Below are 12,076 nucleotides of genomic sequence, written 5' to 3' on the forward strand. Positions count from 1 at the left end.
CCCGTCTACGCGGTTTGCAGCTCTTCGCTCAGAAGAATGTTGTTACGTCCCAGATGCTTTGCTTCATAGAGCGCTCTGTCTGCTCTCTCCAGCGCGCCTTCGACATCTTCATTTTCAAAAATGGCAATACCGATGCTGATGGTGACATTGGTGGCGACGCTTTCGTTGAAGAGATGCGGGATTTTCAAATCGTAGACTTTCTGCCGGATCCGTTCTGCCGTATGACGGGCGTGTTCAAGTGAAATATTCGTCAGCAGCACCATAAACTCTTCCCCGCCGAAACGCGCCACAATGTCACGCGAACGCACGGCGTCGCGGATTGCTGCAGAAACACGTTTTAGGGCCTGGTCACCCATCATATGGCCGTAGTGGTCGTTATAGGCTTTGAAGTGGTCGATATCCATCAGCAGAACAAAGTGTTCACCGTTTTCCACCGCTGGCAGGTTCTCCAGGCGGCTCTGAAGGCCGCGCCGATTATAGAGGCCGGTAAGCGGATCCATCATACTGAGATCGGTAAGGGTCTCCCGTTCTTCCAGCAGCCGGGAAAGCAGTTCCTGCGCAAAGCGATCGTTGCGTCTTTGCAAAATGTTATGAATAGCGATGGCCACCACAGGAAGTGCGAAAGAATAGGTCATTCTCAGCCACATCTCTGGATCGCTTAACCACAGACAGACAATAAACGCGGGGAGTGAATGCAGAGTAAATGCTTTGATATTACTGGCGAATGCCAGCGTTCCGATAAAAAGCACCGTTAATAGGGCGATTAACAAATACGTCGCCTGGTTATGGGTAATTAGCGAAAATTTCGAATCAATTTGCCATGCCCACAAAATACCGAAGATCCCTGAAACAACAGGAATATTTATCTTTCGCGCACACTTTTTCCAGTGCCAGACGAACAGGCCGGTGCTGATGGAAAAAATAGCAATCAGCGGGGCGGAAAACACGCGCACGGAATAGAGCGGATTTGTTACCGAGAACACCGCTGAGGTTGCATTCAGAAATAAAAATAAACGTAACGATAATTGATATTTTCGTTGAACCAAAGACCGCCAGGATTGTGATGTCATAGTCGTGCGTTTTTATTAAAATTTAATTAAAACAGATAAATAGGCGTTGTTTCGCAATAAAATATGCAAAAAACTCAAAGAGTAATTATAAGAAAAACTTTATGTGTAGTTAACAGGTGAGCAATTTATCACCTTAGGCTATTCCTGTCATTCTACATAGCGGTAAAGGTCGAACTTTTTTGATTGTCTGTGCTGACAAATGATAATCTTTATCATATGATATTATTTATCATTATCGTTATGAAAGGGCGATGCATGTTGAACAGGGTGCTGGGAAGTGCATGGGGGGTACTGCTGCCGGGCGCCGTGCTTGGCGGTTTGATGTTCGCCGATCTCTCCATTGATGTCTGGAAGACCATTCTTGTGTCGGGATTGCTGGTGACTTCATGCATGATCTGGCATAAGCAACTAGGTCACTTTGTTTTACTGCCATCCGGTATGGCACTGATCGGTGGAATTCTGGTAATACTGATGAGTTTGAAATAACAGGGAAAAATAAGAGGTACAACAGAAGGGATGCAAGATAATTGGTGCGAGGGGGGGGACTCGAACCCCCACATCCGTAAGGACACTAACACCTGAAGCTAGCGCGTCTACCAATTCCGCCACCTTCGCACAGTTATCTTACTGGTTTGATATCGCCTCGTTGGTGCGAGGGGGGGGACTCGAACCCCCACATCCTAAGGACACTAACACCTGAAGCTAGCGCGTCTACCAATTCCGCCACCTTCGCCCAGTGCGAGCAATATCAACGTGATTTATGGTGCGAGGGGGGGGACTCGAACCCCCACATCCGTAAGGACACTAACACCTGAAGCTAGCGCGTCTACCAATTCCGCCACCTTCGCATACCATCGATACTGTAAAAGTATCGTAACCACGGAGGCGCATTCTAGATGTTTTCAGCTTTACGTCAACAGAAAAGTGCGCACGATTTATTGATCGCTGCAAAAATGGTCGGGAGCGAGGTGCCTGTTTGCCGGATAGCGCATGCGCTTATCTGGCAAACAGAACGGGAGATTACTTTTTGGCCTGACGCGTCATCACGGTGCGATACACCTTAAAGCGGCCGGTCTGGGCGATCACTTCGTGGAAGCCAAAGGTTTCATCCAGCACTTTCGGATACGCCAGGAAGGCGTTCGCGACGATACGCAGTTCACCGCCACTGTTGAGGTGACGGGTCGCACCACGAATCAGCGCTTGCGCCGCTTCGAGGCTGGTCTCCATACCGTCGTGGAACGGCGGGTTAGAGATGATCATGTCAAAGCGGCCGGTCACGTCAGAGAAGACGTTGCTGGCAATAACATCGCCTTCAATGCCGTTTGCCGCAAGCGTTGCACGGCTGGCTTCTACCGCCGGGGCGCTTACATCACACAGGGTTAAACGGACTTTAGGCGAATGGCTGGCAAGCACCGTTGAAAGTACGCCCGCGCCGCAGCCCACGTCCAGCACTTTGCCTTTGGTGTGTGGTGTCAGGGTAGAAAGCAGCAGCTTGCTGCCGGTATCCAGCGCATCACGGCTGAACACGCCCGGCAGGGTTTTGATGGTCAGGCCGTCAAGCTGATACTCGTCCCAGTAGGTGTTAGCATCGAATTCTGTCTGTTTTTCCAGACGACCATGGTACAGACCGCAGCGACGCGCGCTGTCGACTTTATTCAGTGGCGCATAGCCTTCCAGCATCTGTTCAGCACTGCGCACGCCGCTGCGGTTCTCACCGACAACGAAAATGTCGCAACCCACCGGCAGCAGGGAGAGCAGGTTCATCAGCTGGAACTGGGCTTCCGGCTTGTTCTTCGGCCAGTAGTAGATCAGTGTATCGCAGTCAGCAATATCGCGCAGCTCCGCCACCAGGCTAAAGCGCGCGCGCTCGCCCATCTGACGGCTCAGCACCTGCCAGTGGTGGTAGTATTGGGTATGGGCACGGCTTTCAGCACAGTCGAAACGCGCAGGCAGGTCATCCTGCATATCTCCGGCAAACAGAATACGGCTTTCTTCGAAATCATCACTGTGACGCAGCAAGACTTCACTTGCCGGGGTAAATGCAGACATGAATTGTTCCTCAATAAACTCAGGCGGGGATTATAGTAGGTAGATGGCGTACTTTCGACACATTTGCTATATTTGCGCGCCTGAGAGACAGGAGTTTTCGCTATGACATCCCGACGAGACTGGCAGTTGCAGCAGCTGGGCATCACCCAGTGGGCCTTGCGTCGCCCGACGGCGTTGCAGGGCGAAATCGCTATCTCCATCCCGGCGCACGTCAGGCTGGTGATGGTGGCGGAAGAACTGCCTGCCCTGAATGAACCCCTGATTGGTGATGTCCTTCGCAGCCTGAAGCTGACTTCCGACCAGGTTTTACAGCTGACGCCGGAACGGGTGGCAATGCTTCCTCCTGAGAGTCGGTGTAACAGCTGGCGCATCGGAGAGACGACCGACATCTCTCTTCAGGGGAGCCAGATCTGCTCGCCAGCGCTGGACGAACTGAAAGCCAACCCAAAAGCGCGCAGCGCGCTATGGCAACAAATCTGCGAATATGAACACGATTTCTTCCCTCACGACGCCTGACCTGACCACCGCGTTCGCGATTGAAACACGCGCCCACGCGTTTCCGTGGAGCGAAAAAACGTTCGCCAGCAACCAGGGCGATCGGTACCTCAACTACCGGCTGGACGTTGACGGCACTATGGCGGCGTTTGCCATAACGCAGGTCGTCCTTGATGAGGCGACGCTGTTTAACATCGCGGTTGACCCTGCGTTTCAGCGCCGGGGACTGGGAAGAGAACTGCTTGAGCATCTCATTCGTGAGCTCGAAACCCGTGACGTTTTTACCCTCTGGCTGGAGGTGCGCGCGTCGAATGTCGCCGCCATCGCGCTCTATGAAAGCTTAGGCTTTAACGAGGCGACAATCCGCCGTAACTACTACCCCACCGCAGAGGGACGTGAAGACGCCATTATTATGGCTCTGCCAATTGGATAACAAAGATAAGGTTGTAACGATGAAATGGGACTGGATTTTCTTTGATGCCGACGAAACGCTGTTTACCTTTGACGCGTTCGGCGGCCTACAGCGGATGTTTCTCGACTATAGCGTGACCTTCACCGCTGAAGATTTTCAGGACTATCAGGCGGTGAACAAGCCGCTGTGGGTGGATTATCAGAACGGCGCCATCACCGCGTTACAACTCCAGCACCAGCGTTTTGACGCGTGGGCGGAACGCTTAAACGTCAGTCCGGGCTCGCTGAACGAAGCTTTTCTCAATGCGATGGCAGAGATTTGCTCCCCACTGCCGGGCGCGGTTTCCCTGCTGGATTCTCTCAAAGGTAAAGCGAAGCTTGGAATCATCACCAACGGCTTTACCGCGCTGCAGCAGATCCGCCTTGAACGCACCGGCCTGCGCGAACATTTTGACGCGCTGGTGATCTCCGAAGAGGTGGGTGTGCCGAAGCCGGATCCGCGAATTTTTGATTATGCCCTGGCGCAAGCCGGAAATCCTGACCGCGACCGCGTGCTGATGGTAGGGGATACCGCAGAGTCTGATATTCTGGGGGGTATGAACTCCGGTCTGTCGACTGTCTGGCTGAATGCGCATGGCCGCGTGAAGCCTGAAGGCATTGAGCCGACCTGGACCGTCACGTCGTTGAACGAACTGGAGCAACTCCTGTGTAAACAATGATTGCCTGCCCCCCATTGATGGGTAAAATAGCCGCAATTTTGTATTCCATGACGCGTGGCGTGCTGCCGCGCTTATAAAAGAAGATTTAATTATGACGTTGTCTCCTTATCTGCAAGAGGTGGCCAAGCGCCGTACTTTTGCCATTATCTCGCACCCGGATGCCGGTAAAACGACCATCACCGAGAAGGTGTTGCTGTTCGGACAGGCGATCCAGACTGCGGGTACCGTTAAAGGCCGTGGCTCCAGCCAGCATGCGAAATCAGACTGGATGGAGATGGAAAAGCAGCGTGGTATTTCGATTACCACCTCCGTGATGCAGTTCCCGTATCACGACTGCCTGGTGAACCTGCTGGACACCCCGGGCCACGAAGACTTCTCCGAAGATACCTACCGCACACTGACGGCAGTGGACTGCTGCCTGATGGTGATCGACGCCGCGAAAGGGGTAGAAGATCGTACCCGTAAGCTGATGGAAGTCACCCGTCTGCGCGATACGCCGATCCTCACCTTTATGAACAAACTCGACCGTGACATCCGTGACCCGATGGAGTTAATGGATGAAGTGGAAAACGAGCTGAAGATCGCCTGTGCGCCAATCACCTGGCCTATTGGCTGCGGTAAGCTGTTTAAAGGGGTGTATCACCTCTATAAAGACGAAACTTATCTGTATCAAACCGGTAAAGGCCACACCATTCAGGAAGTGCGCATTGTGAAAGGTCTGGACAACCCGGATCTGGACGCTGCGGTCGGTGAAGAGCTTGCCGCGCAGCTGCGCGATGAGCTGGAGCTGGTGAAAGGTGCCTCGCATGAGTTCGACAAAGAACTGTTCCTGAGCGGTGAAATTACCCCGGTGTTCTTTGGTACCGCGCTCGGTAACTTTGGCGTAGACCATATGCTCGACGGTCTGGTGGAGTGGGCGCCACAGCCGATGCCACGCAAAACCGACACCCGTGAAGTGGAAGCGAAAGAAGAGAAATTCACCGGCTTCGTCTTCAAGATTCAGGCCAACATGGACCCGAAACACCGTGACCGCGTCGCCTTTATGCGCGTAGTGTCCGGTAAGTATGAAAAGGGCATGAAGCTGCGCCAGGTGCGTATTGGTAAAGATGTGGTGATCTCCGACGCGCTGACCTTTATGGCGGGTGACCGCTCGCACGTTGAAGAAGCGTATCCGGGTGACATCATCGGTCTGCACAACCACGGTACGATCCAGATCGGCGATACGTTCACTCAGGGTGAAATGATGAAGTTCACGGGTATCCCGAACTTCGCCCCTGAGCTGTTCCGTCGTATTCGCCTGCGCGATCCACTGAAGCAGAAACAGCTGCTGAAAGGTCTGGTTCAGCTCTCTGAAGAGGGGGCGGTGCAGGTCTTCCGTCCTATCGCCAACAACGATCTGATCGTCGGTGCGGTCGGCGTACTGCAGTTCGACGTTGTCGTTGCGCGTCTGAAAAGCGAATACAACGTGGAAGCGATTTACGAATCGGTGAACGTGGCGACGGCGCGCTGGGTTGAGTGTTCTGACGTGAAGAAATTCGAAGAATTTAAGCGTAAGAACGAAGTACAACTGGCGCTGGATGGCGGCGATAACCTGACCTATATTGCCCCAACCATGGTGAACCTGAACCTGACGCAGGAGCGTTATCCTGACGTTCAGTTCCGCAAAACGCGCGAACACTAATTCCCTCTCAGAGCACGGCACTCGCCGTGCTCTTCTTTATTTCCTGTCTTATTAGTCCCTTGCGGAATGTTCTTAATTCACTGCGTTTTCACGTCTTTTGCCTATTTTTTGCCCAAATCTGAAAGCGGCATTGTGAGAGTGATCTATATTTAACTCAGTGTTTAGCACCGGGCGTGGATAAATTAACTGTTCAATGCATGGCTTTAGGTTATCCATTTCGCCCGTGTGTTTATTCGCAATATATAAAACTACTAAGGAAGTATGTAGCCCGAATAACGGGTCAACACAGGAATACATCGATGAATATGACAAGACTGAAGATTTCTAAAACTCTGCTGGCTGTAACACTGGGTAGCGTTCTGGTTAGCGGTTCCGCTCTGGCGGAAAGCAGCACCATGGATAAAGCACAGTCCACGGCCGATAGCGCAGGGCAAAAAATCGATAGCTCTATGAATAAAGTCGGTAATTTCATGGACGACAGCTCTATCACAGCAAAAGTGAAAGCCGCACTGGTGGATGACGAAGCGATCAAGAGCACCGATATTTCCGTTAAAACCGACAAGAAAGTCGTGACCCTGAGTGGCTTTGTGGAAAGCCAGGCCCAGGCCGAACAGGCTGTCAAAGTGGCGAAGGGTGTTGAGGGTGTCACCTCCGTGAGCGATAAACTGCACGTTCGCGACAGCAAAGACGCTTCAGTGAAAGGTTATGCCGGGGATGCGGCAACCACCAGCGAAATCAAAGCTAAACTGTTAGCAGATGACATCGTACCGTCCCGTAAGGTGAAAGTGGAAACCACCGATGGCGTGGTTCAGCTTTCCGGTACGGTTGATTCCCAGGCGCAAAGTGAACGCGCCGAGTCAATTGCGAAAGCGATTGATGGTGTGAAAAGCGTTAAAAACGATCTGAAAACGAAGTAAATCTGGACCAGTCGCCCGCCAGGCTCAACCCTGCGGGCGAAATAAGAACGACTCTGGAAAAACGCCGGTGAGTGACCTGAGCGCTCACGTTTAGCGGCCGACATTAACTATGGTAAAGGAGAAGCTTATGTTTCGTTGGGGCATTATATTTCTGGTTATCGCGTTAATTGCCGCCGCATTGGGCTTTGGTGGACTGGCAGGTACAGCGGCATGGGCAGCTAAAATTGTCTTTGTTGTGGGTATTATTCTGTTCCTGGTCAGCCTGTTTACAGGGCGTCGACGTCCATAGCAAACGCAATATTCCATCAACAAAATAAAGCCAGTCACCGCGACTGGCTTTTTCTTATTTGCGTTACAGGTCGGGTGCGTTACTGTGGTGTTATAAAATAATCAAAACAGGAAAGCAGAGGTGGGGCAACGAATTCCCGTTACGCTCGGCAATATTGCGCCGCTGACGTTAAAACCGTTTCGCGCGGGTCAACTCGCACTGGTCTGTGAGGGCGGTGGGCAGCGCGGCATTTTCACCGCTGGCGTGCTGGATGAGTTTATGCGCGCGCAGTTCAACCCGTTTGATCTCTACTTTGGCACGTCTGCCGGGGCGCAGAATCTCTCTGCCTATGTCTGCAACCAGCCTGGCTACGCGCGAAAAGTGATTATGCGCTACACCACGGCGAAAGAATTTTTTAACCCGGTGCGCTTTGTGCGCGGCGGCAACCTGATCGATCTCGACTGGCTGCTGGAGTCGACCTCCAGCCAGATGCCGCTGGCAATGGACACGGCGGCCCGTCTGTTTGATAGCGGAAAAGAGTTTTGGATGTGCGCCAGTCGGGGGGATGACTATTCCCCGGGCTATTTCTCTCCGCAGAAGGAGAACTGGCTGGACATCATCCGCGCCTCCAGCGCCATTCCCGGTTTTTATCGTACCGGCGCCCTGCTGGACGGCATCAGCTATCTGGACGGCGGGATCAGTGACGCGGTACCGGTGCAGGAAGCCGCCCGTCGCGGTGCGAAAACGATCGTGGTGATCCGTACCGTGCCGTCGCAAATGTACTATACACCGCAGTGGTTTAAGCGGATGGAGCGCTGGTTGGGTGACAGCAGCCTGCAACCGCTGGTGAACATCGCGAAGCAGCATGAAACCACCTACGGCGCGATGCAGCGTTTCATTGAAAAACCGCCGGGTAAGCTGCGAATTTTCGAAATCTATCCTCCTAAGCCATTGATCAGCATGGCGCTGGGCAGCCGCGTCCCTGCGCTGCGCATGGACTACAAAACGGGGCGGCTGTGCGGACGCTACTTCCTGGCGACGGTCGGTAAGATGCTGGCGGAGCAACCGCCTCTGCATCGGCACAAACCCATCATTACGCCCCCTGCAATTGTCGCCAACGACGCCCTGACGATGCCGCTGGTGGACATTCCACAGGCGAATGACGCTTTATTAGATAACGAGGATCTGGCGTGACGCACCGCTTTGTTGATACCCACTGCCACTTTGATTTTCCGCCGTTTACGGGAAATGAGACGCAAAGTATTGCGAAAGCCGCTGAGGCAGGCGTTCAGGCGATCGTTGTACCGTCGGTAGAAGCGGCTGATTTTTCGCGTGTGCTGACGCTCTCCACGCGTTACCCCGCTCTCTATGCTGCGCTCGGCCTGCATCCGATAGTGATTGAGCGCCACCTTGATGAGCATATTGAGGTACTTGATGAAGCCCTGCAGACCGCAGGAGACAAACTTGTCGCTATCGGCGAGATCGGGCTCGATCTCTATCGTGAGGATCCTCAGTTTGAACGCCAGCAGACGATCCTCGACGCGCAGCTTCGGCTGGCTAAGCGTCACGACCTGCCGGTGATTCTCCATTCAAGACGCACGCACGATAAGCTGGCGTTGCACCTGAAACGCATCGATCTACCGCGTAGCGGCGTGGTGCACGGTTTTTCCGGCAGCCTGCAGCAGGCGCAGCGTTTTATCAAGCTGGGCTATAAAATTGGCGTGGGGGGCACCATTACCTATCCGCGTGCCAGTAAAACCCGCGATGTGATGGCACAGTTGCCACTCTCTGCGCTGCTACTGGAAACGGATGCCCCGGATATGCCGCTGAGTGGTTTTCAGGGCCAGCCGAATCGTCCGGAGCAGGCGGCGCGCGTGTTTACCACCCTATGTGAGCTGCGAACGGAGCCTGAAGAGGTGATTGCCGATGCGTTACTGGAAAATACGCGTGCGGTATTTGGCATCACGCTATAGGTAAAGTGCCGGACGAATCACCGTTATCTTCTGTTTTTCCAGTGCCTGCGCCAGCGGTTCAATGTCCTCCGGCGTGGCGCTGCGCCATGACGCCGCCTCTCCGTAAACCCCATGCGCATGAAACGCGTTAATACGCACCGGAACATTCCCAAGCCCGCGGATAAACGTGGTCAGCGGCTTAAGATGTTCCAGATAATCGCACTGCTCCGGGATAACCAGCAAGCGCAGTTCCGTCAAACGGTGGCGATCGGCAAGCCAGCGAATGCTCTGTTTAATCAGCGGGTTTTCGCGCCCGGTCAGGAAACGGTGATGCGCGTTTCCCCATGCCTTGAGATCCAGCATCGCCCCATCCAGTACCGGCAGCAGTTTCTCCCAGCCGGTTTCGCTTAGCAGCCCGTTGCTATCCACCAGGCAGGTTAAATGCTGCAGTTCAGGATCGGTTTTGATTGCGCTAAAAAGGGCGATTAAAAACGGCAGCTGTGTTGTGGCCTCGCCGCCGCTCACGGTAACGCCTTCAATAAAGGGGGCAGCTTTTCGGATCTGCGTGAGGATCTCCTCCACGCTCAGGCGGTGCGCCATGGGCGTGGACTGCTGCGGGCAAAGATGAAGGCAGGTATCACACTGCTGGCAATGACTCTCCTGCCACCATACGCGTCCGGCCTGAATGTTGAGTGCATCATGAGGGCAGTGGGGCACGCAGTCGCCGCAGTCGTTGCAGCGCCCGATGGTCCATGGGTTGTGGCAGGTTTTACAGCGCAGGTTGCAGCCCTGCAGGAACAGGGCCAGGCGACTGCCCGGCCCGTCCACGCAGGAAAAAGGAATGACCTGACTAACTAAAGCGCATCTGTTGTTCATGGCTTATCACGCGCGGCTGACGTTCCAGGATGCGGGTATTGCGTGCGGCTTCTTCGCCAAGCCAGGTCGTATTGGTGCGCGAACCGGCTTCGCGGAATTTTTCCAGGTCCGACAGGCGCACCATGTAGCCCGTCACGCGGACCAGATCGTTACCCGCAACGTTGGCGGTGAACTCCCGCATACCGGCCCTGAACGCGCCCAGACAAAGCTGCACTAACGCCTGTGGGTTGCGTTTTACCGTCTCATCCAGCGTTAAAATATCGCTGATACCGGAGTGATAATGTCTGTGGTGTGGCGCAACGGCCAGCAGATGGCTGATGGGATCCGGTTCGTCACCATAAGGCAGACGCGCGCCTGGCGTGGTGCCTGAATCAGAGCTGATGCCCGACTGCGCATGGAGCATGGCGCGCTGTTTCCAGCCGTGCTTCACCGGCGTGTTTTCTACAAACGCCGCAAGCTGTTCGCTGATGCGATAGCCCAGCGCGTTAGCCTGCTCGTCTTTGCCATAGCGACCGTTGATTCCGTCCTTCTCACAGAGCGTGTTTACCGCTTCCGCCAGGCCGTACATGCCAAACATCGGCACAAAACGTCCGGCATCAATCAGCCCCTCTTTTACCAGGAAGCTATTCTCAAAGAAGCCTGATTGTTGATAGAGAAAATCACAGCGGGCATCAATGATGGCGATTTGCTGCTGACAGTAGTGCGGAAGCGTACGGTTGAAGAAGTCGTCAACGGAGGTGCTGTGCTCCGCAATGGCTTTGAGGTTAAGGCGCACCAGGGTGCTGCCACCGCCAGCCAGCGGCAAGGAGTTGTAACAGCTCACCACGCCAAAACGGCCTTTTGTGAAAATTTTATCATTCACGGGGCCGTTTGAAATATGCGGTTTACTGCATTCGCAAATGTTTTTTGCCACCTCAAGCAGCAAATCGTCCGGGGTGATTTCAGGATCGTAAATAAAGGTCAGATTCGGCGCGACCTGCTTAAGCTCTGCATCTGCACGTAGAATGGCGCGGATGATGGGGCCGTCAGCGGGCCCGATGTTTGCGTGCATAAACGCATCAGGGAGCGTTCTGTCGAGATAGCGCCAGAAACGTTTTATTCGGCTATCGATTTCTTCTTGTGTTAGAATTCTAACATATGGATTCAGTATCGCATCAAGCTGCCCCAGATAGACCGGCATAGATGTCACTGAAGGAACATGATGGTAGAGAATGGTTAATAGCGAGAGGGCATCATCCAGATCCTTTGCCCCTTCCAGCTCTAGCCATTCAGAGCCGTTAGCCAGGAATTTTTCATAATCCGGCAGGACGTAGCGCGGTTTGTAAGGCGCATGGCCTTCGAACATGTCGCAGATAAATCCCTCGTCCAGCGCGGCGCGGGCGGCTTCAGGAAGTGCCGGATAAGGCAGGTTGTTTTCCGCTTCCAGCGCCAGAAAATGACGTTTTTGTTCCGGGGTTAACACCGGACTTGTCACAATGTGCTGGCAACGTTGTTGCAGGGTATCTGGCATGTTCGCTTCCTTGAGTGTTCTGCTGATGATGAACGAATTGTAGAAAGCCAGCCTGTTGGGGCTTTTGATCCCACAGGGGGTATCGCGGCTTTAGTCAGCAATAAGTGCGCTAAAGTTTGAAGAAGATC

Annotated in this window: 13 protein-coding genes and 3 tRNA genes; 9 read left to right on the forward strand and 7 right to left on the reverse strand. The window is 53.7% G+C overall.

Going from position 1 to position 12,076, the window contains the following annotated elements; all coding sequences use genetic code 11:
* Positions 1-5: 5 nt before the first annotated feature.
* Positions 6-1,070 carry a GGDEF domain-containing protein gene (locus tag L3068_RS02865; RefSeq protein WP_023339001.1) on the reverse strand — a complete coding sequence of 355 codons (1,065 nt, stop codon included), beginning with the start codon at positions 1,068-1,070 and terminating at the stop codon, positions 6-8.
* Positions 1,071-1,286: 216 nt separating this feature from the next.
* Between L3068_RS02865 and L3068_RS02870 the strand changes: the two genes are divergently transcribed.
* Positions 1,287-1,556 (forward strand): DUF1435 domain-containing protein, encoded by a 270-nt coding sequence (locus L3068_RS02870; RefSeq protein WP_214602771.1) that lies wholly within the window; start codon positions 1,287-1,289, stop codon positions 1,554-1,556.
* Between the two features lie 42 nt (positions 1,557-1,598).
* On the opposite strand, the gene L3068_RS02875 is transcribed toward L3068_RS02870, so the two are convergent.
* The 4 genes from L3068_RS02875 to rsmC all read right to left on the reverse strand — a co-directional run bounded on the left by L3068_RS02875 (position 1,599) and on the right by rsmC (position 3,119).
* Positions 1,599-1,685 (reverse strand) — tRNA-Leu (locus L3068_RS02875).
* A gap of 32 nt (positions 1,686-1,717) precedes the next feature.
* A tRNA-Leu gene (locus L3068_RS02880) sits at positions 1,718-1,803 on the reverse strand.
* 28 nt (positions 1,804-1,831) lie between these two features.
* Positions 1,832-1,918, reverse strand: a tRNA-Leu gene (locus tag L3068_RS02885).
* Positions 1,919-2,090: 172 nt separating this feature from the next.
* Positions 2,091-3,119, reverse strand: a complete 1,029-nt coding sequence (rsmC, locus tag L3068_RS02890; RefSeq protein ID WP_117580868.1) for a 16S rRNA (guanine(1207)-N(2))-methyltransferase RsmC — start codon at positions 3,117-3,119, stop codon at positions 2,091-2,093.
* A 102-nt stretch (positions 3,120-3,221) separates the two neighbouring features.
* On the opposite strand from rsmC, the gene L3068_RS02895 reads away from it, so the two are divergent.
* The 8 genes from L3068_RS02895 to L3068_RS02930 all read left to right on the forward strand — a co-directional run bounded on the left by L3068_RS02895 (position 3,222) and on the right by L3068_RS02930 (position 9,583).
* Entirely contained in the window at positions 3,222-3,635 is a 414-nt protein-coding gene (locus L3068_RS02895; RefSeq protein ID WP_014882446.1) for a DNA polymerase III subunit psi, read from the forward strand.
* Entirely contained in the window at positions 3,604-4,047 is a 444-nt protein-coding gene (gene rimI, locus L3068_RS02900) for a ribosomal protein S18-alanine N-acetyltransferase (RefSeq protein WP_014882447.1), read from the forward strand. Before L3068_RS02895 ends, rimI begins: the two co-directional genes overlap by 32 nt.
* 19 nt (positions 4,048-4,066) lie before the next feature.
* A complete protein-coding gene (gene yjjG / locus L3068_RS02905; protein ID WP_117580870.1) occupies positions 4,067-4,744 on the forward strand; it encodes a pyrimidine 5'-nucleotidase in 678 nt (225 codons plus the stop codon).
* Between the two features lie 91 nt (positions 4,745-4,835).
* The gene (gene prfC / locus L3068_RS02910) at positions 4,836-6,425 is read left to right on the forward strand and encodes a peptide chain release factor 3 (RefSeq protein ID WP_008502076.1); all 1,590 of its coding nucleotides are present in this window, start codon (positions 4,836-4,838) and stop codon (positions 6,423-6,425) included.
* A 299-nt stretch (positions 6,426-6,724) separates the two neighbouring features.
* On the forward strand, positions 6,725-7,342 hold the full coding sequence (gene osmY, locus L3068_RS02915; RefSeq protein WP_023332031.1) for a molecular chaperone OsmY: 618 nt from the start codon (positions 6,725-6,727) through the stop codon (positions 7,340-7,342).
* Between the two features lie 127 nt (positions 7,343-7,469).
* The gene (locus tag L3068_RS02920) at positions 7,470-7,631 is read left to right on the forward strand and encodes a DUF1328 domain-containing protein (RefSeq protein ID WP_003856556.1); all 162 of its coding nucleotides are present in this window, start codon (positions 7,470-7,472) and stop codon (positions 7,629-7,631) included.
* A gap of 120 nt (positions 7,632-7,751) precedes the next feature.
* Positions 7,752-8,804 (forward strand): patatin-like phospholipase family protein, encoded by a 1,053-nt coding sequence (locus L3068_RS02925; protein WP_045134351.1) that lies wholly within the window; start codon positions 7,752-7,754, stop codon positions 8,802-8,804.
* A complete protein-coding gene (locus tag L3068_RS02930) occupies positions 8,801-9,583 on the forward strand; it encodes a TatD family hydrolase (RefSeq protein ID WP_117580872.1) in 783 nt (260 codons plus the stop codon). The genes L3068_RS02925 and L3068_RS02930 overlap by 4 nt, the downstream gene beginning before the upstream one ends.
* On the opposite strand, the gene L3068_RS02935 is transcribed toward L3068_RS02930, so the two are convergent.
* The gene (locus L3068_RS02935) at positions 9,578-10,438 is read right to left on the reverse strand and encodes a YjjW family glycine radical enzyme activase (RefSeq protein WP_014882453.1); all 861 of its coding nucleotides are present in this window, start codon (positions 10,436-10,438) and stop codon (positions 9,578-9,580) included. The genes L3068_RS02930 and L3068_RS02935 overlap by 6 nt on opposite strands.
* Positions 10,413-11,948, reverse strand: a complete 1,536-nt coding sequence (locus L3068_RS02940; protein ID WP_117580874.1) for a YjjI family glycine radical enzyme — start codon at positions 11,946-11,948, stop codon at positions 10,413-10,415. Before L3068_RS02940 ends, L3068_RS02935 begins: the two co-directional genes overlap by 26 nt.
* Between the last annotated feature and the right edge of the window lie 128 nt (positions 11,949-12,076).

Source organism: Enterobacter cloacae complex sp. ECL414 (genome assembly GCF_021869685.1).
Taxonomy (GTDB): Bacteria; Pseudomonadota; Gammaproteobacteria; order Enterobacterales; family Enterobacteriaceae; genus Enterobacter; species Enterobacter kobei.

Excerpts from the sequence above, each read along its gene's own strand:
- osmY (WP_023332031.1), top strand. The coding sequence starts at position 6,725 with ATGAATATGACAAGACTGAAGATTTCTAAAACTCTGCTGGCTGTAACA.
- yjjG (WP_117580870.1), top strand. The coding sequence starts at position 4,067 with ATGAAATGGGACTGGATTTTCTTTGATGCCGACGAAACGCTGTTTACC.
- L3068_RS02940 (WP_117580874.1), bottom strand. The coding sequence starts at position 11,948 with ATGCCAGATACCCTGCAACAACGTTGCCAGCACATTGTGACAAGTCCG.
- L3068_RS02920 (WP_003856556.1), top strand. The coding sequence starts at position 7,470 with ATGTTTCGTTGGGGCATTATATTTCTGGTTATCGCGTTAATTGCCGCC.
- L3068_RS02865 (WP_023339001.1), bottom strand. The coding sequence starts at position 1,070 with ATGACATCACAATCCTGGCGGTCTTTGGTTCAACGAAAATATCAATTA.
- rsmC (WP_117580868.1), bottom strand. The coding sequence starts at position 3,119 with ATGTCTGCATTTACCCCGGCAAGTGAAGTCTTGCTGCGTCACAGTGAT.
- prfC (WP_008502076.1), top strand. The coding sequence starts at position 4,836 with ATGACGTTGTCTCCTTATCTGCAAGAGGTGGCCAAGCGCCGTACTTTT.
- L3068_RS02895 (WP_014882446.1), top strand. The coding sequence starts at position 3,222 with ATGACATCCCGACGAGACTGGCAGTTGCAGCAGCTGGGCATCACCCAG.
- rimI (WP_014882447.1), top strand. The coding sequence starts at position 3,604 with ATGAACACGATTTCTTCCCTCACGACGCCTGACCTGACCACCGCGTTC.
- L3068_RS02935 (WP_014882453.1), bottom strand. The coding sequence starts at position 10,438 with ATGAACAACAGATGCGCTTTAGTTAGTCAGGTCATTCCTTTTTCCTGC.
- L3068_RS02870 (WP_214602771.1), top strand. The coding sequence starts at position 1,287 with ATGATATTATTTATCATTATCGTTATGAAAGGGCGATGCATGTTGAAC.